The organism is Synechococcus sp. PROS-U-1 (genome assembly GCF_014279755.1).
Taxonomy (GTDB): Bacteria; Cyanobacteriota; Cyanobacteriia; order PCC-6307; family Cyanobiaceae; genus Parasynechococcus.
In genome coordinates this window covers 534,298-554,863 of the sequence record NZ_CP047951.1, presented here as the reverse complement: position 1 = coordinate 554,863, position 20,566 = coordinate 534,298, and the positions used below count along the sequence as shown (strand labels likewise).

Annotated in this window: 18 protein-coding genes, 3 tRNA genes and 3 rRNA genes; 12 read left to right on the top strand and 12 right to left on the bottom strand. The window is 57.0% G+C overall.

What is annotated here, in order from left to right:
- Positions 1 to 1,461 (bottom strand): ATP-dependent DNA helicase RecQ, encoded by a 1,461-nt coding sequence (locus SynPROSU1_RS02885; RefSeq protein WP_186572195.1) that lies wholly within the window; start codon positions 1,459 to 1,461, stop codon positions 1 to 3.
- Positions 1,462 to 1,530: 69 nt separating this feature from the next.
- Complete coding sequence (locus tag SynPROSU1_RS02880; protein ID WP_186571427.1) at positions 1,531 to 2,634, bottom strand: hypothetical protein; 1,104 nt, start codon at positions 2,632 to 2,634, stop codon at positions 1,531 to 1,533.
- 41 nt (positions 2,635 to 2,675) lie between these two features.
- On the opposite strand from SynPROSU1_RS02880, the gene SynPROSU1_RS02875 reads away from it, so the two are divergent.
- Together SynPROSU1_RS02875 and SynPROSU1_RS02870 are read left to right on the top strand one after the other, a co-directional pair.
- The gene (locus SynPROSU1_RS02875; RefSeq protein WP_115022698.1) at positions 2,676 to 2,885 is read left to right on the top strand and encodes a photosystem I reaction center subunit IV; all 210 of its coding nucleotides are present in this window, start codon (positions 2,676 to 2,678) and stop codon (positions 2,883 to 2,885) included.
- A 5-nt stretch (positions 2,886 to 2,890) separates the two neighbouring features.
- Complete coding sequence (locus tag SynPROSU1_RS02870) at positions 2,891 to 3,727, top strand: DNA-formamidopyrimidine glycosylase (RefSeq protein WP_186571426.1); 837 nt, start codon at positions 2,891 to 2,893, stop codon at positions 3,725 to 3,727.
- Here the strand turns inward: SynPROSU1_RS02870 and mtnA are convergent.
- Positions 3,718 to 4,731, bottom strand: coding sequence for an S-methyl-5-thioribose-1-phosphate isomerase (mtnA, locus tag SynPROSU1_RS02865; RefSeq protein ID WP_186571425.1), 1,014 nt, complete (start codon positions 4,729 to 4,731; stop codon positions 3,718 to 3,720). The genes SynPROSU1_RS02870 and mtnA overlap by 10 nt on opposite strands.
- Before the next feature lie 50 nt (positions 4,732 to 4,781).
- Here mtnA and mtnB point away from each other — a divergent pair, with 50 nt between their 5' ends.
- Together mtnB and mtnC are read left to right on the top strand one after the other, a co-directional pair.
- Positions 4,782 to 5,402 carry a methylthioribulose 1-phosphate dehydratase gene (gene mtnB / locus SynPROSU1_RS02860; protein ID WP_255444756.1) on the top strand — a complete coding sequence of 207 codons (621 nt, stop codon included), beginning with the start codon at positions 4,782 to 4,784 and terminating at the stop codon, positions 5,400 to 5,402.
- The gene (mtnC, locus tag SynPROSU1_RS02855) at positions 5,399 to 6,148 is read left to right on the top strand and encodes an acireductone synthase (protein ID WP_186571423.1); all 750 of its coding nucleotides are present in this window, start codon (positions 5,399 to 5,401) and stop codon (positions 6,146 to 6,148) included. Before mtnB ends, mtnC begins: the two co-directional genes overlap by 4 nt.
- A gap of 100 nt (positions 6,149 to 6,248) precedes the next feature.
- On the opposite strand, the gene rrf is transcribed toward mtnC, so the two are convergent.
- The 5 genes from rrf to SynPROSU1_RS02830 form a co-directional block, all read right to left on the bottom strand.
- Positions 6,249 to 6,365 (bottom strand): 5S ribosomal RNA (gene rrf, locus SynPROSU1_RS02850).
- Positions 6,366 to 6,476: 111 nt separating this feature from the next.
- Positions 6,477 to 9,344: ribosomal RNA gene (locus SynPROSU1_RS02845) — 23S ribosomal RNA — on the bottom strand.
- Between the two features lie 451 nt (positions 9,345 to 9,795).
- Positions 9,796 to 9,868, bottom strand: a tRNA-Ala gene (locus SynPROSU1_RS02840).
- Positions 9,869 to 9,877: 9 nt separating this feature from the next.
- Positions 9,878 to 9,951 (bottom strand) — tRNA-Ile (locus SynPROSU1_RS02835).
- Positions 9,952 to 10,135: 184 nt separating this feature from the next.
- Positions 10,136 to 11,621, bottom strand: a 16S ribosomal RNA gene (locus tag SynPROSU1_RS02830).
- Together the 16S, 23S and 5S rRNA genes with 2 tRNA genes alongside form the textbook arrangement of a ribosomal RNA operon.
- A gap of 683 nt (positions 11,622 to 12,304) precedes the next feature.
- On the opposite strand from SynPROSU1_RS02830, the gene SynPROSU1_RS02825 reads away from it, so the two are divergent.
- Positions 12,305 to 13,762 (top strand): glycoside hydrolase 100 family protein, encoded by a 1,458-nt coding sequence (locus tag SynPROSU1_RS02825; RefSeq protein ID WP_186572194.1) that lies wholly within the window; start codon positions 12,305 to 12,307, stop codon positions 13,760 to 13,762.
- A gap of 74 nt (positions 13,763 to 13,836) precedes the next feature.
- On the opposite strand, the gene petD is transcribed toward SynPROSU1_RS02825, so the two are convergent.
- Entirely contained in the window at positions 13,837 to 14,319 is a 483-nt protein-coding gene (petD, locus tag SynPROSU1_RS02820) for a cytochrome b6-f complex subunit IV (RefSeq protein ID WP_186571422.1), read from the bottom strand.
- Positions 14,320 to 14,358: 39 nt separating this feature from the next.
- On the bottom strand, positions 14,359 to 15,015 hold the full coding sequence (petB, locus tag SynPROSU1_RS02815) for a cytochrome b6 (protein ID WP_011363493.1): 657 nt from the start codon (positions 15,013 to 15,015) through the stop codon (positions 14,359 to 14,361).
- 67 nt (positions 15,016 to 15,082) lie between these two features.
- Between petB and ctpZ the strand changes: the two genes are divergently transcribed.
- The 7 genes from ctpZ to SynPROSU1_RS02780 all read left to right on the top strand — a co-directional run bounded on the left by ctpZ (position 15,083) and on the right by SynPROSU1_RS02780 (position 19,782).
- Positions 15,083 to 16,375: a carboxyl-terminal processing protease CtpZ gene (gene ctpZ / locus SynPROSU1_RS02810; RefSeq protein ID WP_186571421.1), complete on the top strand. Its 1,293-nt coding sequence runs from the start codon at positions 15,083 to 15,085 to the stop codon at positions 16,373 to 16,375.
- A complete protein-coding gene (locus SynPROSU1_RS02805) occupies positions 16,372 to 17,637 on the top strand; it encodes an HD domain-containing protein (RefSeq protein ID WP_186571420.1) in 1,266 nt (421 codons plus the stop codon). The genes ctpZ and SynPROSU1_RS02805 overlap by 4 nt, the downstream gene beginning before the upstream one ends.
- Positions 17,638 to 17,644: 7 nt before the next feature.
- Complete coding sequence (gene minC, locus SynPROSU1_RS02800; RefSeq protein WP_186571419.1) at positions 17,645 to 18,283, top strand: septum site-determining protein MinC; 639 nt, start codon at positions 17,645 to 17,647, stop codon at positions 18,281 to 18,283.
- Positions 18,284 to 18,339: 56 nt separating this feature from the next.
- The gene (gene minD / locus SynPROSU1_RS02795; protein ID WP_186571418.1) at positions 18,340 to 19,152 is read left to right on the top strand and encodes a septum site-determining protein MinD; all 813 of its coding nucleotides are present in this window, start codon (positions 18,340 to 18,342) and stop codon (positions 19,150 to 19,152) included.
- 4 nt (positions 19,153 to 19,156) lie between these two features.
- Positions 19,157 to 19,444, top strand: a complete 288-nt coding sequence (minE, locus tag SynPROSU1_RS02790) for a cell division topological specificity factor MinE (RefSeq protein ID WP_115022992.1) — start codon at positions 19,157 to 19,159, stop codon at positions 19,442 to 19,444.
- A gap of 18 nt (positions 19,445 to 19,462) precedes the next feature.
- Positions 19,463 to 19,720 (top strand): response regulator transcription factor, encoded by a 258-nt coding sequence (locus tag SynPROSU1_RS02785; protein ID WP_186571417.1) that lies wholly within the window; start codon positions 19,463 to 19,465, stop codon positions 19,718 to 19,720.
- Positions 19,711 to 19,782: transfer RNA gene (locus SynPROSU1_RS02780), tRNA-Thr, on the top strand. The genes SynPROSU1_RS02785 and SynPROSU1_RS02780 overlap by 10 nt, the downstream gene beginning before the upstream one ends.
- A 9-nt stretch (positions 19,783 to 19,791) precedes the next feature.
- Here the strand turns inward: SynPROSU1_RS02780 and SynPROSU1_RS02775 are convergent.
- Positions 19,792 to 19,965 (bottom strand): hypothetical protein, encoded by a 174-nt coding sequence (locus SynPROSU1_RS02775; protein WP_186571416.1) that lies wholly within the window; start codon positions 19,963 to 19,965, stop codon positions 19,792 to 19,794.
- Entirely contained in the window at positions 19,962 to 20,561 is a 600-nt protein-coding gene (locus SynPROSU1_RS02770; protein WP_186571415.1) for a Sua5/YciO/YrdC/YwlC family protein, read from the bottom strand. The genes SynPROSU1_RS02775 and SynPROSU1_RS02770 overlap by 4 nt, the downstream gene beginning before the upstream one ends.
- Between the last annotated feature and the right edge of the window lie 5 nt (positions 20,562 to 20,566).

The window sequence follows — 20,566 nt, the reverse complement described above, 5'->3', positions numbered from 1 at the left end:
TCAGGCGGCGTAATCAAGCGTCCAGGGTGAATCCAGGAATCTCCGGCCGCTCTCGCGGAGATAAAGACGTTGCGCGCCGTCATTGCTTTCCTGAATCAACTCCTCCTGCACGAGCCGCCGGGCCAACCAGGTCCAGCGGTCATGGCGTCCGGGTTCATGCAGGCTCAAGTGCTCACCGAGGCGCCGCATCTCCGTCCCGTCCTGCTCAGCCAGATGGGCCAAAAGCGTCTCCACTTGTTCTGACCAGTCGCGTCGTTTGGGTGCCTCCATGCAGCGATCACAGCGACCACAGGGACCCACCAACTCGCCAACAGCGAGCAATAGGGCCTGTTCACGACACATCTCGCCCTCTGCGACAGCCTCCATCCGACGCAGCTGTTGCTGCGCCAAATCCAACCGCCGACGATCCTCCAACGCGTCACTGCCCCGGGCTGAGGCCTGCATGGCCCAACCCAGGCTGGTGCGATCCCCCGGGGAGAACAGCACATGGCAGTGGGCCGGATTGCCGTCTCTGCCGGCGCGACCTGATTCCTGCAGATAGCCCTCTGGCGTGGCTGGAAGATCAAGGTGAAGAACCAAACCGACATCCCCACGGTCGACTCCCATCCCAAACGCCACCGTTGCCACGAGAACCGGCCGCTTGTGCTCGAGAAACAGCCGTAAGGCCTGTTGCCGGGTCTGCGGATCGAGTCCGGCGTGATAAGGCGTTGCAGCAACCCCTTGATCACTGAGACGTTCTGCCCACTGCTCCACAGAACGACGGGTGCGGGCATAGATCAGCGCTGCTCCACGAGCCCCCTCCAGTGCCTCCAACACCTGGGGCATGGGATCCCGCGGGCGCCGCTGCATCGTGTAGTGGAGGTTGTCTCGGCGGGCCGAACTCACCTGCACAAGCGGCCGACGCAAATCAAGCAGGCGGATGATGTCGGCCCGCACCCGCGGGGCTGCCGTCGCGCTCAGGGCCAGCATCGGAACCCCTGGGCAGAGGCTGCGGATCTGGCCAAGGCGGCGGTAATCGGGGCGGAAATCATGCCCCCAGGCACTGATGCAGTGGGCTTCATCCACGGCCAGAGCCACAAGACGCCCCTCCATGGCATGGCGTTCCAGCATGAGCCGGGTCTGCTCACCCTGGAGTCGTTCCGGCGCGATGTAGAGGAGACGGAGCGTGGCATCCCGCAGCTGCTCCAAGGCCTGCTGGCGTCGAGCCGGATCCAGACCGGCATGCAGACAGGCCGCAGCGATCCCCCGTCGCTGCAGGGCCATCACCTGATCCTCCATCAGAGCAACCAACGGTGAGATCACCACCACCAGCCCTTCACGCACCAGCGCTGGAAGCTGATAACAAAGCGATTTCCCGCCGCCGGTGGGCAGCACCGCCAGCGCATCCCGTCCCTCCAGCACAGCATCCACCACAGGCCGTTGCCCGGGGCGAAAGCCATCCCACCCGAAGTGGGTTTGCAGAGCACGCTCGAGCGAAGCCAGAACACACCAGATGTGGAGGCTTCAGATTATCGAGCACAAGATCTGGAGTCAGGGCATCGGTGGGGGATCCAATTGATCTGGAGCCTCCTCCACCAGCTGCAACCGCACCCGCTTTCCTCCAGCAAGCTCTCCCAGCGACACCCGTAGCGTGGCGCCACTGAGGGTCTGCAGGGCGTTCAGCACATCGCGCAAGTAGGGCGTGCTACTTCCGCTTTCGACCCATAGGCGCTCCTGCAGACCGCCCAAACGCCGCCAGGAGGTGTGCAGCTTGAGTACAGCCGACTCAAGGGCCTGGGCCTGGCCTACAGCATCAGCCAAGAGGCCGAGGGCATCCAGGCGCTGGGCCTCTTGCATGGCACGGTCGAGATCCAGTTCTCCCTGCTGAAACGCCCGCACGGCAATGCCCGACTCCGTTGCCTTGGTGATCCAACGCGCTGTGCTGGTGACGTCCTTAATGCGATCGAGTTCGGGCTCATCGCGGAGCACCTTGCGCAAATCCTCCTGCTGGGGCTCCGGAAGCTTGGCCAATTCACGCACCAGGGGAGCCACCGCACGGGGTGGCAGCAAATTTTCCTGGGTGCGTTGACGAATCTCTTCAGGCAACAAGGGACTTGTGGCCGCCGTGAATTCATCGGTCAGACGACGCACCTGCTTGCGGGTGATTTCCTGACCTTCGTTGGCGGCCTCGGAAATCATCAACTGAACCTCTGGAACCGCCTGGGCGGTTTCCATGAAGGCACGCTTGGAGAACTGATTCACACTGCTCTCCTCCAGGGTGCCATCGCTGAGCATGCTGTCGGCGGATTCCGCCAGTTGAATCAAGCCATAGGCGCGGGTCTTGCTGATTTCTTGCTCCCGCAACCACTGCAGGAATCCGGCACCCCGCCCTTCGCCGCCGCGCTTTTCCTTGTCCCGCACAGCTCGGAGGATGCGACCCCTCCAGATCTCGGTCTGAAGATCAAAGCGGTCGCAAACAGCCCATGCCTGTTCCAGGCGGGCCAGAAATTCCATCGTGCTGATGTCGTCCCGCTCTGGGTCCGGCAAATCCAGTTGAAGCAGGGACGGATCTGGATCAGGCGCGATGGAACTGTTCAAAGGGACGCGAACAACGAAGGGACGACATTCTGTGACGTAGCGGTGATCTGCATCCATTCAGCGAGATACGCTCAATTTGCATCTCCTCATGCCCAGCGATGGCGATCACCCGCGGCGCCAAGGTGCGCATCAAGCGTCCAGAGTCTTATTGGTTCAACGAAGTTGGCACCGTTGCCACGATCGACACTTCGGGAATCCGGTATCCCGTTGTAGTCCGCTTTGAGAAGGTCAACTACAGCGGCCTGCAGGGCGTTGATGGCGGCATCAACACCAACAATTTCGCTGAAGCGGAACTCGAGCCGGCCTGAGGCCGTTGCCTGAACTCCCTGAAGTCGAGACGGTCCGTCGAGGACTGGCAGATCGTCTTGTCGACTTCAAAATTGCACAGGTTGAGGTCTGCCGACCGAGAGCCATAGCAAGCCCGGGAGGCCCTGACGCCTTTGTCCACGGTCTCTGTGGCGAAACAGTGGGCGAGTGGCAACGCAGGGGCAAATACCTCATGGCATCCCTGAATCCGCATGGCGGTGTCTGGGGCGTTCATCTGCGGATGACGGGCCAATTCCAATGGCATGGACAGCCTTCAGAACCGTGCAAGCACACCCGTGTTCGCTTCTGGAACACCAAGGAGGAGGAATTGCGCTTTGTGGATGTGCGCAGCTTCGGGGAAATGTGGTGGGTTCCCCCTGGGCAGGCAGTTCAGGCAGTGATCAGTGGTTTAACGCGACTCGGCCCTGAACCCTTCAGCCCAGACTTCTCCGCCGCTTATCTCAAGCACAAGCTCAAGGGCAGCAGCCGCCCGATCAAGACAGCTCTGTTGGACCAGGCTCTTGTGGCCGGAGCTGGCAACATCTATGCCGATGAATGTCTGTTCGCGTCAGGCATCGCCCCCTTCACGCCTGCGGGTCAGCTGAAACTCGAACAACTGGAAAGGCTGCGCGATGCCTTGGTCAATGTTCTGACCATCAGCATTGGTGCCGGTGGAACAACCTTCAGCGATTTCCGTGATCTAGAAGGCATCAATGGCAATTACGGCGGACAGGCCTGGGTCTATCGACGTGGAGGAGAACCCTGCCGCACCTGTGGAACGCCAATCCGCAGGGAGAAACTGTCTGGTCGAAGCACCCACTGGTGCCCGCAGTGTCAGGGCTGATTGGGAAGGGGCAACACACCGATCGCCTCCCGATAAGGCGGGCGAAGCACGCCGAACTCTGTAATCAGCGCCGTCACCAGGTGAGCTGGTGTGATGTCGAATGCAGGATTCCAAGCCTGGGCCCCAGGAGCTGCAACCGACAGACCTTGAACGTGGGTGATCTCCTGAGCATCGCGTTCCTCAATCGTGATGGCGTCACCGTCGGGCGTGGTGCGATCAATGCTGCTGCCAGGTGCACAGACATAGAAGGGGATGCCATGGGCTCTGGCCACGAGAGCAAGGTTGTAGGTCCCGATCTTGTTGGCAACGTCTCCATTGGCGGCAACACGATCACAGCCCACCATCACGGCATCCACCTCGCCCCGACGCATCAGCAATCCGCTGGCACCATCGACAATTACCGTGCAGGGCACCGCGAGACAACCCAACTCCCAGGCAGAAAGGGCAGCCCCTTGCAAGCGAGGACGCGTCTCATCCAACCAGACATGACGAAGAGCGCCACGGGCGTGGGCGGCTGAAACCACACCGAGAGCAGTGCCGACCCCTGCTGTAGCGATCGCACCGGTATGGCAATGGTGCAAGACGCGACAGCCCTGATCCAGCAAAGAGACGCCGTGATCAACCAGCCGTTGGGTCATCAGGCAATCCTGTCTTTGAAGCTCAGCGGCCACAACAGCGAGCGAGTCGGAGTCAACCGGACCGGTGGATGCAATGACGGCCTGCATTCTGTTGAGAGCCCAGCCCAAATTGACGGCTGTCGGTCGTGATGCTCGAAGGGCTCGTATGGCACTCGAGAGATCATCTCCGGACTGTGCAGCAAGAACGACGCCCCATGCTGCAGCAATGCCGATTGCCGGAGCACCACGGACGGCCATGGACGCAATGGCGTCAACAACCTCTTCCCATGTCGTCAGCTGCAGGAACACGATGGACTCAGGGAGTTTTCGCTGATCGAGCAACTCCAGATGGTCTCCGGCCCAGCGAAGACTGGCAGGAAGGGTCAATGCAGAACGGCCTCTGTTTCCTGTATAGAAGACGAAGGGATCCACGGACTGTGCAGACCAGCCGAACCCAACGCGACCAATTGGTTCAGACCATCCAAGCCCTACACCATCGCGGCTGGTGCGATGGCACCGGTGGAAATTTCAGCGTTGTGCTGCAGCGTCAGCCATTGCAACTCCTGATGGCACCCAGCGGTGTGAATAAAGGACAGGTGCATGCTGATCAGCTCATTGAGGTGGATGAAAACGGAGAGGTCTTAACGGGCGCAGGCCATGCCAGCGCAGAGACGGCGTTGCATCTCCAAATCGTTGGTGCCACCAAGGCTGGAGCAGTGCTTCACACCCATTCCGTGGCCGGAACGGTGCTGTCCCGCCAATACGAAGAGGAGGGAGGGATCACACTGGAGGGATGGGAAATGTTGAAAGGGCTGAGTGGCATCACCACCCATGCCACGAGCATCACCATTCCTGTGATCAGCAACAGTCAGTCGATGCAGGACCTAGGCCATGCCATCGCCCCTTCCCTTGCAGCGGCACCATGCGGGTTTCTCGTAGCAGGCCACGGCCTCTACGGATGGGGAGAGAGCCTAGAGACCAGTCAAAGGCACGTCGAAATCCTTGAGTTTCTGCTCAATGTGCACTTAACCCAAATGCAGATAAGCAATCAATCATGAGCCAACATCTTCTACTGGACATCGAAGGAACGACATGCCCCGTCACTTTTGTGAGCAACATCTTGTTCCCCTTCGCCAAGCGCGAACTCAGCAACTACATCAATCAGCATGGGAATGACAGCACTCAAAACCGATACATCCAAGACGCCAGGGAAGAGTGGGCGAAGGATCAATCGGTCGAAAGCGCAGAACTCAAGAGGCAAGTCAAAGAGCAACAAATCAGCGAAGTCACCGGATTAACTCAATACCTTGAGCACTTAATTACCGTCGACAAAAAGTCGACGGCCCTGAAGGACATACAGGGTCAAATCTGGGAATATGGATACAACAATGGACAACTGAAAGCCGAACTTTTCCCGGAAACAGCCGAATGCCTTATGCGATGGCACCAGGAAAGAATTGCATTATCGGTATATTCATCGGGGAGCATTCGTGCACAACAACTACTGTATAAACACACATCAGAAGGCAATCTCGAGCCGCTCTTTAATCAATGGTTTGACACCCACACCGGCCCCAAGAAGTCTGCTGAAAGTTACATCACGATCGCAAACCAGCTAAATAGCAACGCCGAAAACATATGGTTTGTGAGTGACAACGGGGACGAATGCGATGCTGCTCGAACGGCAGGGATGCATACCCTGTTCAGCCTCAGAGACGACAATCCCGATCGCAACCCCAGAGATCACGCCATCATTCACACACTACGCGATGTAGGCGCGCATCTCTCAGCATCAAGCAAATAGACAACAAAAAAGCCACCTCACATGGAGGCGGCTTCTTCGTGGGTGGTGATGGTGATTGCTTCAACAACCAGCCAATCATCAACCTATAAGAGAATGTTTTACCTGGCATCGAGCTATTTTCTCAGGGGGCTACCCCCCAAATATCGTCGCCGCTGATGCGTTTCACAACCGAGTTCGAGATGGATCGGTGTGGGACCACATCGCTATGGACACCAGGATAGTTATAAACATTCTCAAGGGATGAACCCTGAGAACTGCATAGGATCTGCAGCTTGCGCTACACGTCTGAATCAACAAAGAAATGAGTCTTCAGGCAAGAACCAAAATGTTGGTCAAGCCCTCGGTCTATTAGTACTCCTCCGCTGCATCCATTACTGGACTTCCACGTAGAGCCTATCAACGGGTGTTCTTCCCGTGACCTTACTGGGTTACCCCATGGGAACACTCATCTTGAGGTGGGCTTCCCACTTAGATGCTTTCAGCGGTTATCCACTCCGCACATGGCTACCCAGCGTTTACCGTTGGCACGATAACTGGTACACCAGAGGTGCGTTCCTCCCGGTCCTCTCGTACTAGGGAGAAATCCTCTCAATGTTCCTGCGCGTACACCGGATATGGACCGAACTGTCTCACGACGTTCTGAACCCAGCTCGCGTACCGCTTTAATGGGCGAACAGCCCAACCCTTGGGACCGACTTCAGCCCCAGGTTGCGATGAGCCGACATCGAGGTGCCAAACCTCCCCGTCGATGTGAACTCTTGGGGGAGATCAGCCTGTTATCCCTAGAGTAACTTTTATCCGTTGAGCGACGGCCCTTCCACTCAGAACCGTCGGATCACTAAAGCCGACTTTCGTCCCTGTTCGACTTGTAGGTCTCACAGTCAAGCTTCCTTCTGCTTTTGCACTCGTCAGCTGATTTCCAACCAGCCTGAGGAAACCTTTGCGCGCCTCCGTTACCTTTTAGGAGGCGACCGCCCCAGTCAAACTGCCCACCTGATACTGTCCGCTCCCCGGATAACGGGTGAACGTTAGAACCCTAGCTCTGAAAGAGTGGTATCTCACCAGTGACTAACTCATACCCACGAGCATGAGATCAACGTCTCCCACCTATCCTGCGCATTCAGAGCCCGGGCACAATACCAAGCTACAGTAAAGCTTCATAGGGTCTTTCTGTCCAGGTGTACGTAGTCCGCATCTTCACAGACAATTCTATTTCGCCGAGCCTCTCTCCGAGACAGCGCCCTGATCGTTACGCCTTTCGTGCGGGTCGGAACTTACCCGACAAGGAATTTCGCTACCTTAGGACCGTTATAGTTACGGCCGCCGTTCACCGGGGCTTCAGTCGCCAGCTTCGCTTACGCTGACCGGCTTCCTTAACCTTCCGGCACTGGGCAGGCGTCAGCCCCCATACATCGTCTTGCGACTTAGCGGAGACCTGTGTTTTTGGTAAACAGTCGCCAGGGCCTCTTCACTGCGACCACCTTGCGGTGGCACCCCTTCTCCCGAAGTTACGGGGCCATTTTGCCGAGTTCCTTAGAGAGAGTTACCTCGCGCACCTCGGTATTCTCTACCACCCCACCTGTGTCGGTTTCGGGTACTGGCAGTCATGCCTTAACGGGTATAGAGCTTTTCTTGGAAGCTTGACGTCACCAACTTCGCTGCCGTAGCAGCTCGTACTCACGCCTCAGCTCGGAACGTTTTCACCGCTCCTCAACGCCTCGAACGCTTGAACCAGTAACCAACGTCTGGCTTGGCTAGCCTTCTCCGTCCCTCTTCCCAAAACATGACCGGTACAGGAATGTTGACCTGTTGTCCATCGACTACGCCTTTCGGCCTCGCCTTAGGTCCAGACTAACCCTCCGCGGACGAGCCTGCCGGAGGAACCCTTAGGGTTTCGGTGCATGGGATTCTCACCCATGTTTTCGCTACTCAAGCCGACATTCTCACTTCTATGCAGTCCACGCCCGCTCACGCTAACGCTTCGCCCCACATAGAACGCTCCCCTACCATAAAAATCCGCAGCTTCGGTACAACACTTAGCCCCGTTCATTTTCGGCGCAGGATCGCTCGACCAGTGAGCTATTACGCACTCCTTTGAGGATGGCTGCTTCTAGGCAAACCTCCTGGTTGTCTATGCAATCCCACCTCCTTTATCACTTAGTGTTGATTTGGGGACCTTAGCTGGCGGTCTGGGCTGTTTCCCTCTCGACCATGGAGCTTATCCCCCACAGTCTGACTGCCTCGCTACACACAGGGTATTCAGAGTTCATCTCGATTTGGTACCGCTCTCGCAGCCCGCACCGAAATGGTGGCTTTACCCCCCTGCTGGAGCACGAGACGCTACGCCTCAACGTATTTCGGGGAGAACCAGCTAGCTCCGGGTTCGATTGGCATTTCACCCCTAACCACAGCTCATCCGCTGACTTTTCAACGTCAGTCGGTTCGGACCTCCACTTGGTATCACCCAAGCTTCATCCTGGCCATGGTTAGATCACCCGGGTTCGGGTCTATAAACACTGACAAACGCCCTATTCAGACTCGCTTTCGCTATGGCTCCACCATTTCCGGTTTAACCCGCCAGTGCCTATAAGTCGCCGGCTCATTCTTCAACAGGCACACGGTCACCCTATAAGTAGGGCTCCCATTGCTTGTAGGCTCACGGTTTCATGTTCTATTTCACTCCCCTCCCGGGGTTCTTTTCACCTTTCCCTCGCGGTACTGTTTCGCTATCGGTCACACAGTAGTACTTAGCCTTACGAGGTGGTCCTCGCGGATTCACACGGAATTTCACGTGCTCCGTGCTACTCGGGATACAGCTAGCTCAGTTCAGTTTTCGGTTACGGGGCTTTCACCCTCTGTGGCGTGCCATTCAAGCACTTCTCCTAACATTCCTGATACACGTTGCTGTCCCACAACCCCGATACTCGAAAGCATCGGTTTAGGCTCTTCCCCGTTCGCTCGCCGCTACTTAGGGAGTCGTTTTTACTTTCCTTTCCTCCAGCTACTAAGATGTTTCAGTTCGCTGGGTTGGCTCGTGCCAGCCTATGGATTCAGCTGGCCGTATTAAGGGTTGCCCCATTCGGAAATTCCCGGATCAAAGCGTGCTTCCAGCTCCCCGAGACTTATCGCAGGTAACCACGTCCTTCATCGCCTCTGTGTGCCAAGGTATCCGCCGTGAGCCCTTTGTAGCTTGACCAATTAACCTCTTAAACGCTTACCGCCGTTGAAAGCAGATTCTCAAGTTTTAATCATCAACTTTCGTTGACTCCTAAAACAAGATCAAACTCTGATTCGCTCGACACGAATCAAAGAACATTCAAGAGTCTCGGCTCTTGCTCAAAAGAATTTTCATTGTTCTGGTTCTAATCTTCCTTTCAGAAGATCAGACTCAAAACAATGCATCTGTAAGATGCTTTGTTTTTCCAGACTTCACCTATGCAGTTGTCAAGGTTCTGCTAGAACTTCAAATCAAATCATCAATTGCTTGATTACTTGATCCGAGCCCAGCATCTTATCAACCAAATTCAAAGCTTTCCACTTAAAAACTTGGAATGACAGGAAGCTGGGGTCATCCAGCGGACACATCTAAATCACACTCCAATCGAGCTCAACTCCATAACTTGGAGATGGGGATAAAGTTCGGTCAGTGGAGGTTAGGAGACTCGAACTCCTGACATCCTGCTTGCAAAGCAGGCGCTCTACCAACTGAGCTAAACCCCCAACACCGAATGGGCCATCCTGGACTTGAACCAGGGACCTCACCCTTATCAGGGGTGCGCTCTAACCACCTGAGCTAATGGCCCAGGAGTCTCATCCCTTTTGGGGTGTGACCTAGACAAAGTTTAGGAACTGAAAATCTCCATCAAGCACAACACATTGCTGCATTATCTTGATTTCAAATCTGAGGTACCGATCGACCTAAGGTGACAGGATTTCGGCCTAAGAATAAAAGTACTCAGGCATCAAAATCATTGTGTTGTCTCCCTGTTAGGAGGCGATCCATCCGCACCTTCCGGTACGGATACCTTGTTACGACTTCACCCCAGTCATCAGCCCCACCTTCGACGTCCTCCTCCACAAGGGTTGGAGTAACGGCTTCGGGCGTGGCCAACTTCCATGGTGTGACGGGCGGTGTGTACAAGGCCCGGGAACGTATTCACCGCAGTATGCTGACCTGCGATTACTAGCGATTCCTCCTTCACGTAGGCGAGTTGCAGCCTACGATCTGAACTGAGCCACGGTTTATGGGATTTGCTTGTCCTCGCGAACTTGCTGCCCTTTGTCCGTAGCATTGTAGTACGTGTGTAGCCCAGGATGTAAGGGGCATGATGACTTGACGTCATCCACACCTTCCTCCGGTTTATCACCGGCGGTCTCTCTAGAGTGCCCAACTAAATGCTGGCAACTAAAGACGTGGGTTGCGCTCGTTGCGGGACTTAACCCAACATCTCACGACACGAGCTGACGACAGCCATGCACCACCTGTCACTGCGCTCCCGAAGGCACTCTCTCGTTTCCAAGAGATTCGCAGGATGTCAAACCCTGGTAAGGTTCTTCGCGTTGCATCGAATTAAACCACATACTCCACCGCTTGTGCGGGCCCCCGTCAATTCCTTTGAGTTTCACACTTGCGTGCGTACTCCCCAGGCGGAACACTTAACGCGTTGGCTACGACACCGAGGGGGTCGATTCCCCCGACACCTAGTGTTCATCGTTTACGGCCAGGACTACAGGGGTATCTAATCCCTTTCGCTCCCCTGGCTTTCGTCCATGAGCGTCAGTGATGGCCCAGCAGAGCGCCTTCGCCACTGGTGTTCTTCCCGATATCTACGCATTTCACCGCTACACCGGGAATTCCCTCTGCCCCTACCACACTCAAGCCCAACAGTTTCCACTGCCATGATGGAGTTAAGCTCCACTTTTTAACAGCAGACTTGAAGGGCCGCCTGCGGACGCTTTACGCCCAATAATTCCGGATAACGCTTGCCACTCCCGTATTACCGCGGCTGCTGGCACGGAATTAGCCGTGGCTTATTCATCAAGTACCGTCAGATCTTCTTCCTTGATAAAAGAGGTTTACAGCCCAGAGGCCTTCATCCCTCACGCGGCGTTGCTCCGTCAGGCTTTCGCCCATTGCGGAAAATTCCCCACTGCTGCCTCCCGTAGGAGTCTGGGCCGTGTCTCAGTCCCAGTGTGGCTGATCATCCTCTCAGACCAGCTACTGATCGATGCCTTGGTGAGCCATTACCTACACCAACTAGCTAATCAGACGCGAGCTCATCCTCAGGCGAAATTCATTTCACCTCGCGGCATATGGGGTATTAGCGGCCGTTTCCAACCGTTATCCCCCTCCTGAGGGCAGATTCTCACGCGTTACTCACCCGTCCGCCACTAACCCGAAGGTTCGTTCGACTTGCATGTGTTAAGCACGCCGCCAGCGTTCATCCTGAGCCAGGATCAAACTCTCCGTTGTAGATCATTTCCTTTTAAGAGCTTTCGCTCCCTCAAAATGATTTGCGTCACCCATTGCTCAGATCATTCTGGCAACAGTTGAGGCCTCCTCTTCGCTGACACAAAAAGGGTTCTTAAGAGTGCATCTCTAGATTTCTCTTTCAATGACTTTCCGGGATCTCAGATCCGGTTGTTGCTCCACAATTCGCACACCGACAACAAGAAGGTTCGTGAAAACCCTCTCGTTGCAGCGAATTGCTTCGACGCAACGAAATTTTTTGACGGGACCTCACACCTTCATCGCTCTTTCATTCGGCTCCTCACCTCACCTTGCGGCTCAGCTCAAAACCAAACGCGATGAAAGCGTCAGTTCCTAAACTTTTCGGTTGTCCAGGTGCGACCAAACCTCGCTGCACTCCCTCTCAGGAGTTCACTTGGCTGGTCATCGCGGCCTTCGCGGCCGCTTGAAGAACTTACAACACCGTGGGATCGCTCCCTCTTGGTTTTGTAAGTCGCCTCAGACACATCAATGCTTTCGCCTTCAGCGCTTCGGCTTGCGCGCTCGCCTCTCGGCTCCCGCGCAAGACAAAACCATAACACCACACCTCTCGCTCTCGCAACCAACACGTGCCCTGCAGATCTGAAGGGTTGCTTCCACTGGCGAAACCCATTGCAAGAACTACGTTCCAAATGGAGGTCATCGCGATGCCGACGCGCTTCACCGAACAGAGCCAGCGTTTCCGCCCCAACTCGAACGAAGAGCAGGTGCTGCAAAAGGCACGTGAACACTTCGAAGCCACGCTGATCGGCGTGCAGGGGGAACTCGCCGGCAGCGTTGCGGCGATGGAACATCGCCGCTCTGACGAAGCCCTCAACTACGGCGAGATCTTTCTGCGGGACAACGTTCCCGTGATGATCTACCTGATGCTGCAAGGGCGCTTCGCGATCGTGAAGCAGTTCCTAAGCGTCAGCCTTCACCTCCAGAGCACCAGCGTCCAAACCCGCGGTGTCTTCCCCACCAGTTTTGTTGAAGAGGAAGGGGAACTCGTTGCGGATTACGGCCAGAGGTCAATCGGTCGCATCACCTCTGTGGATGCAAGCCTCTGGTGGCCAATTCTTTGCTGGATCTACGTCAAACGCAGTGGAGACACCGACTTCGGTCGCAGTCCTGAAGTGCAGCGCGGTTTACAGCTGCTGCTCGATCTCGTTCTTCACCCCAGTTTCGAAGGCACACCTGTGCTGTTCGTTCCCGACTGCGCCTTCATGATTGACCGCCCCATGGATGTATGGGGCGCTCCTTTGGAAGTGGAGGTGTTGCTCTTTGCTGCACTCCGCAGCTGCGTGGGGTTGATGGAACTCTGCCAACGGCACGAGAACAGTGCTCTTCTGGGAGAGCGACTGCGGCTGAGCCGACAGTGGACCCATGACCTGCGGCAGTTCCTCCTAAAGCACTACTGGGTGACCAGCAAAACCATGCAAGTGCTGCGTCGACGTCCGACGGAGCAGTACGGAGAAAACCAGCATCACAACGAGTTCAACGTTCAACCGCAGGTGATTCCCGATTGGTTGCAGGACTGGCTCGAAAACCGCGGCGGTTACATGATCGGGAACATGCGGACCGGACGACCGGACTTTCGCTTCTACTCCTTGGGAAATTCCTTGGCATCCCTGTTCGGGTTGCTCACCGCGCCGCAGCAACGGGCCTTGTTCCGACTGGTGCTGCACAACCGGGATCACCTCATGGCCCAGATGCCGATGCGCATCTGCCATCCACCCATGGAAGGGGTGGAGTGGGAGAACAAAACGGGATCCGACCCCAAAAACTGGCCTTGGAGTTATCACAACGGCGGCCATTGGCCGAGCTTGCTCTGGTTTTTCGGAGCATCCATCCTTCTCCATGAACGCTTGAACCCCCAAGCAGATGTCTTGCTCATGGGGCAAATGAAAACGCTGTTGGACGAGTGCTACTGGAGTCATCTCAACCAACTGCCCCGTCAGCAGTGGGCCGAATACTTTGACGGGCCCACAGGAACCTGGGTTGGACAGCAGTCACGCACCTATCAGACCTGGACCATCGTTGGTTTTCTGCTGATGCACCACTTTCTCCACGTCAACCCAGACGACGTTCTGATGCTGAATTTGGATGAATCGATGGGTCACTGACCAACCGCCAATCCATCAGCACAAAAAAACCCCGGCTCGATGAGCCGGGGTAAGAAAGAAACGTCGACAAGCGTTCAGAAGAGTCCGAGGGTCAGGGACTTGTCGATGGGAAGTGCAGCACCGATACCCAGGTAAATCGTGGTGAGCGTTCCGAACAGGAACACTGTCATGGCCACCGGACGACGGAATGGGTTCTGGAACTTGTTGAAGCTCTCAATGAAGGGAACAAGCATCAGACCAAGGGGAACCAGGGTCTGGAGAGCGATACCCAGAAGCTTGTTGGGTACAACCCGCAGAATCTGGAAGACCGGATAGAGGTACCACTCGGGCAGAATTTCCAGGGGTGTTGCGAAGGGATCAGCCTTGTCGGCGAGCATCGCAGGATCCAGAACAGCCAGACCCACCACACAAGCGATGGTGCCAAGGATCACCACCGGAAAGATATAGAGGAGATCGTTGGGCCAGGCGGGTTCACCGTAATAGTTGTGACCCATCCCCTTAGCGAGTTTGGCCCGCATCTTGGGATCTGAGAGATCAGGCTTCTTGAGAATGTGCATCGGTTAGTCCAGGTGTTGAGGGAACAGTAGGAACGCAGATCACAAGGGACCGGAAATACCCTGCTTCCGGATCATCAGGAAGTGCATGAGCATGAAGACAGCCAGCAGCCAAGGCATCACGAAGGTGTGGAGGCTGTAGAAGCGCGTAAGGGTGGCCTGGCCAACACTTTCACCACCACGAAGCAGTTCGACCATGAAGTCACCAACAACCGGGATGGCTGCAGGAACACCAGACACGATCTTCACAGCCCAGTAACCAACCTGATCCCAGGGGAGGGAGTAACCGGTCACACCGAAGGACACTGTGATGACGGCCATGGTGACGCCGGTGACCCAGGTGAGCTCGCGGGGACGCTTGAAACCGCCGGTGAGGTAGACGCGGAAGACGTGGAGGATGAGCATCAGCACCATCATCGAGGCGCTCCAGCGGTGCACGGAGCGAATCAACCAGCCAAAGCTGACGTCAGTCATCAGGTATTCGACCGACTTGTAAGCCTCCGCGACGGTGGGCTTGTAATAGAAGGTCATCGCGAAACCGGTCGCGAACTGGATCAGGAAGCACACCAATGTGATGCCACCCAAGCAATAGAAAATGTTGACGTGGGGAGGCACGTACTTGGAGCCGATGTCGTCAGCAATGTCCTGGATCTCCAGACGTTCCTGGAACCAGTCGTAAACCGGTGATGAGTTCGCCATGCACAAGCGGGCTCGAGTTGCGAAAGTCTACTGAGCACGCTTCTGCCATCGAGGCGAACCCCCCGCGATGTATCCAACTGTTAACGATCTTTCAGACTGGCTGCGGCGCAATGGGTTTCGGCCACTGCGCAAGCTGATCACAGCAGTTCTTTGCTGTTTTTTGGTGCTGGGCAGCGCCTGCACGGTCGTTGCACTCAGCGATACACAACAGTTGGTGGTGGACAGCTGGCGCCTGGTCAACCAGGGCTTTTGGAACCCCGAGCAACTCGATGAGGTCCGCTGGCGACGTCAACGCCAGAAGGCCATGGAACGCACCATCGAGAGCAGTGACGATGCCTACGCGGCAATCGAGTCCATGCTCGGTCAGCTAGGAGACCCTTACACCCGGCTGCTCCGTCCCAAGGACTATGCGGCTCTGAAGAACAGCACCAGCGGAAATCTCAGCGGTGTGGGATTGCAACTGGGACCGGATGAAGGGGGCAATGGCGTGGTGGTGATTTCAGCCCTGGAAGGCTCGCCAGCTGGAGAGGCAGACATCACCAGTGGAACTCAGCTGCTGTCCGTTGATGGCAAAGCCGTGGTGGATTTGGGCCTCGAGGGAACGGTGGCAGCTCTACGGGGAGACGTGGGATCACAGGTGGTATTGACGCTGCAGGCCAGCAATGGCGAGTCGAACGAACTGACTCTCGAGCGCCGCAGCGTGGATCTCAGACCAGTGCGTACACGGCGCTTACGAAGCGGCAGCCACACCCTTGGATACCTGCGGATCACCCAGTTCAGCGATGGCGTACCAGAACAGGTCAAAGAAGCCCTCACAGAACTTCAGAACAAGGAGATCGAAGGGTTGGTGCTCGATCTCCGCAACAACTCAGGTGGTTTGGTGAGTGCTGGATTGGCGGTTGCAGACGACTTTCTTTCCGGTGACGCCATCGTCGAAACCCGCAACCGCGACGGCATCAATGACACCATCCAAGCGAGCCTCCAGACGGTCTACGACGGACCGATGGTCACCCTTGTGAATGGTGGAACAGCAAGCGCCAGTGAAATCCTGGCGGGGGCTCTACAAGACAACGAACGAGCCACCTTGCTCGGAGGCCAGACCTTTGGGAAGGGGCTGATTCAAACGCTGACCAACCTGAGTGACGGCAGCGGCCTTGCAGTGACTGTCGCCGGTTACGTGACACCCAACGGACGAAATATCCAGGGAGAGGGAATCGCCCCTGATCGTGTGCTGTCCGACCCCGAACCGCTGAACCCCGGCGGTGAAGGCGACCGCTGGCTTTCTGAAGCGCAGCAATGGATGGAGGCACTGCTGGAACAACCCGCTCTGGAACAACCTGAAGACGACACCGAAGCATGAGCCAGCGCACCTATCACGACCCTCTGCATCGGGGCATCGGTCTTGACCGAAACGCCCCTGCAGAGGGGATGGTGATGGACCTTGTGGATACGACGCCTTTCCAGCGCCTCCGTCGCATCCGTCAACTGGGACCGGCTTACCTCACCTTCCACAGCGCCGAGTCCAGTCGGTTCACTCACTCGCTGGGCGTCTTCCATCTGGCGCGGCGTGCGTTTGATCGGATGCTGGCGTTAGCGCCGGATCTGGAGCAGCACCGCGGGCTGCTGTACGGCGCAGCTCTCCTCCATGACATCGGCCATGGCCCCCTGAGCCACACCGGCGAAGAGATGTTCGGCCTGCGCCACGAACAATGGTCAGCACGGGTGATCCGGCATCACCCACAGATTCGTGACTGTCTGGAGAGCCATGGATCCGGCACAGCAGAGGCGGTGGCGGATCTTCTTGAGCATGGCCTCAGCCCACACCCCTTGATCAAACACCTGGTTAGCAGCCAACTGGATTGCGACCGCCTGGACTATCTCCTACGCGACAGCTACAGCAGCGGAACGCGTTACGGGCAGCTCGATCTCGACCGCATCCTCGGAGCACTGACCCTGGCCCCAGACGGGGACATGGCCATTCACCCCAAGGGGCTGATGGCGGTTGAGCACTATTTGGTGGTGAGGAATCTCATGTACAGAAGCGTCTACAACCACCGACTGAACGTGGTGTGCAACTGGCTGCTGGAAAAACTGATCCTCACAGCACGCCAACTTGGCCCTGAGCAGATATGGGCTGATGAAGTCATGGCCAGCTGGCTCTGGCAACCGGAGATGCTCAGCCTGGAAGACTTCCTCGCCAACGACGACCAACGCACCGGTTATCACCTTCAACGCTGGCAATCTGAAGCCCCAGCGGCTCTTGCTGAACTCAGCGGGCGTTTTCTGGATCGACGCCTGCTCAAAGCCACGGCTGTCGCGCATCTGCCCCGGGCTGATCAATTGCAACTGCTCGCGACAGCAAGGCGTTTGGCCGATCGTCAGGGCCATGACCCAGAACTTTGCTGCGGATTGCGTCATCAACAACTCCGTGGCTACCACCCCTATCGGGGCGGTTTGCGCCTCTGGGATGGACAGCAGCTACAGGCTCTGGAAAAGGCATCACCACTCGTCTCAAGTTTGGCGACACCTGCGGCGACGTCCTGGTTGATTCACCCCCGTGAAATCAGTTCCGAGCTGAGAGAGGAAATGGACGTTGAATGGCCCCGATCAGCAGCAGGGTGAAGCAGCGATGACACTGAAGCTTCCCGACCAGCGCCTTGATCACTGGAGAGATCGTTTACCTGATCTCCTGAACGGGTGCTGCGAAACGATCGTTGATCTCGATTGCGGGGACTGGAGCCTGAGCTGCAGCGACCTCACGGACTTATCCGCCGTGGTGGCCGACGCAGGCCATCAGCTCGGACGGATTACAAGCCGAGCTCTAGAAACCATTGTGAGTGCCTCAGCACTTGGTCTGGATGCAAGCCCGGAGCACACTCGTTCCAGGAGGGAGGAGCAGCGAAATTCGGTTCCGGTGCACCCTTCAGACCTTTTGTTCCACCACGGCACACTCCGCTCCGGCGATCATCTCCAGAGCGACCGCAGCATCCTTCTGTATGGCGATGTGAATCCCGGCGCACGGATCAGTTCAGCCGCTGATGTTCTGGTCTGGGGGCGCCTGCGGGGTGTGGCCCACGCCGGGTGCGAAGGGGCCACCACAGCAAAAATCATCGCCCTGCAGTTACGCCCCGTGCAACTCAGGATTGCCGACGTGGTGGCTCGAGGGCCTGAGGATCTGCCGCAGGCTGGTCTGGCTGAGCAAGCCGAACTCAAAGATGGCGTGATCGCCATTGAACCCGCCGTCATCGAGAGCTTTAAAAAACGCTGACACCGTTGTCAGCGCGTGAAGCCAGATTATTCTGGCCGCACCAAAGCAGAACCCTGGTGTCGACGACCCGAACCATCCTGATCTGTTCTGGCAAGGGCGGTGTCGGAAAAACAACGACCACAGCGAACCTCGGCATTGCCCTGGCACGCCAAGGCGCCAAAACCGTTGTTCTTGACGCGGACTTCGGACTGAGGAACCTCGATCTGCTCCTGGGTCTGGAAAACCGCATCGTCTACACGGCTCAAGAGGTGCTTGCCGAGACCTGCCGACTCGAGCAAGCCCTCGTCAAACACAAGCAGGAGCCCAATCTGGCCCTACTGCCAGCAGGCAACCCTCGGATGCTCGAGTGGCTGACACCCAAAGACATGCAGGCCATTGTCACGCTGCTCGAACGCCAGTTCGATTACGTGTTGATCGACTGTCCAGCAGGGATTGAAGACGGGTTCAAGAATGCAGCCGCCGCAGCCCGCGAAGCCGTTGTGATCACAACCCCGGAAGTGGCAGCAGTTCGGGATGCTGATCGGGTCATTGGCCTGCTGAACACTCAGGGGGTGCAGCCTGTGCAGCTTGTGCTCAACAGAGTCCGCCCCAAGATGATGTCGAACCAGGAAATGCTCTCGGTGGATGATGTCACCGACATCCTGGCGCTACCGCTCCTGGGTCTTGTTTTTGAAGACGAGCAGGTGATTGTGAGCACCAACCGCGGTGAACCCTTGACCCTGAGCGACTCGACATCACCGGCAGCTCAGGCCTACGGCAACATCGCTCAACGGCTTCAGGGCGAAGACATTCCTCTGATGGATCCATCCCAGGCCCGCCGCGGCCTACGCGCCAGGATGCGCAAGCTGATGCAAACCCGGATTTTCTGAGGCGATGACACTCAAAGAATTCATCGACAAACTCCTGGGCCGTCAGCCCGCCAGTGCTGAAACAGCAAGGGAGCGTCTCCAGTTGGTGCTCGCCCACGACCGCAGTGACCTCAACCCGGAGCTGCTTGAGCAGATGCGTCGCGAGATCCTCGAAGTGGTGGCCCGCTACGTCGAGATCGACCTCGAGGAAGGCGATGTGAGTCTGGAGACGGAAGACCGCGTCACCGCCCTGGTGGCCAACCTGCCCATCCGTCGCCCGATCACCCAACCATCCAAGGGTGGAACCCTCTGAACAGCGACCTGTTCAAGCTTGACTGTCAGCCCTTTAAATCACCTCACTCCTGCCGAACAGCGGGTGGTGCTGTTGTTGCTGGAAGGCCTCGAGAACCGAGCCATCGCTCAGCGCTTGGTGATCAGTCACCGCACGGTGGAGTGCCACATCAGCAGAGCACTCCGCAAAAGTGGTTGTCGCAATCGACTCGAGCTAGCGCTTTGGCTGATCAGCAATGAAAGCCCTGTTTTGAATCGCAAGGCATGCGCCGGTACGATGCGTCCCATGCCGGCTTAGCTCAGCGGTAGAGCAGCGCTTTTGTAAAGCGAAGGTCATCGGTTCAAATCCGTTAGCCGGCTTGATCTGGATCAGGGGAATGGCCTGCGGTCTGTCTCACCCGCGAAAAGCCAAATGAGGATCAATCCCAGCAGCCAGGGGAGAAGGTTCAGTTGAAGCGTCCAGGTGAAGAGGGCTTCGAGGGGCTCCAGCACCCAATGAAGCACCGCCATCACCAGCAGGCAGAGCCCGACCAGTGGGATCACTCGAACACCTCAAGCCCTGCAGGAATCACAGCACCCCGTCGCGCCATGCGCCAGCGTCCAGCCTCGACCCAAACCAACACCGTGCTGGCCAGACCTGAAGGTTGGGGCCACGGCTGAGGGCCCAGTTGAGCCACATCAGGGAAATACCGCGACGCATCTGCTGAAGTTGTGCTCGCCGGTTCTCCAGAACGATTGGCACTGCTGGTGGCCAATGGCCCACTGATCTGAAGCAACTGACGGGTCTGCTCGCAGGCAGGGATGCGACAGCCGAGGCTTCCACCCCCTGGGTTGAGATGACACGCCACACCACCATCAGAGGCAGGCAGCACAAGGGTGAGCGCTCCAGGCCAATAGTGCTCAGCCAACACTTCAACCTCCCGATGACAGGAGACATCGACCTCCTGAAGCAAATCATCAACAGTGGCCCCCATCAGAATCAACGGTTTATCGGCAGGTCGACGTTTCAAGCGCCAAAGGGTCTGCGCTTGATCGGGCATCACCGCGAGCCCCGGCAAGGTATCGGTGGGAATGATGGCAGCCTCACCAGCACGAAGACGCAACACCAAATCGGGAGCTTCAAGAATCGAAGGGGGCATGAATC

Excerpts from the sequence above, each read along its gene's own strand:
- SynPROSU1_RS02880 (WP_186571427.1), bottom strand. The coding sequence starts at position 2,634 with ATGGATGCAGATCACCGCTACGTCACAGAATGTCGTCCCTTCGTTGTT.
- SynPROSU1_RS02875 (WP_115022698.1), top strand. The coding sequence starts at position 2,676 with ATGGCGATCACCCGCGGCGCCAAGGTGCGCATCAAGCGTCCAGAGTCT.
- mtnC (WP_186571423.1), top strand. The coding sequence starts at position 5,399 with ATGAGCCAACATCTTCTACTGGACATCGAAGGAACGACATGCCCCGTC.
- SynPROSU1_RS02825 (WP_186572194.1), top strand. The coding sequence starts at position 12,305 with ATGCCGACGCGCTTCACCGAACAGAGCCAGCGTTTCCGCCCCAACTCG.
- petD (WP_186571422.1), bottom strand. The coding sequence starts at position 14,319 with ATGCACATTCTCAAGAAGCCTGATCTCTCAGATCCCAAGATGCGGGCC.
- petB (WP_011363493.1), bottom strand. The coding sequence starts at position 15,015 with ATGGCGAACTCATCACCGGTTTACGACTGGTTCCAGGAACGTCTGGAG.
- ctpZ (WP_186571421.1), top strand. The coding sequence starts at position 15,083 with ATGTATCCAACTGTTAACGATCTTTCAGACTGGCTGCGGCGCAATGGG.
- SynPROSU1_RS02805 (WP_186571420.1), top strand. The coding sequence starts at position 16,372 with ATGAGCCAGCGCACCTATCACGACCCTCTGCATCGGGGCATCGGTCTT.
- minC (WP_186571419.1), top strand. The coding sequence starts at position 17,645 with ATGACACTGAAGCTTCCCGACCAGCGCCTTGATCACTGGAGAGATCGT.
- minE (WP_115022992.1), top strand. The coding sequence starts at position 19,157 with ATGACACTCAAAGAATTCATCGACAAACTCCTGGGCCGTCAGCCCGCC.
- SynPROSU1_RS02770 (WP_186571415.1), bottom strand. The coding sequence starts at position 20,561 with ATGCCCCCTTCGATTCTTGAAGCTCCCGATTTGGTGTTGCGTCTTCGT.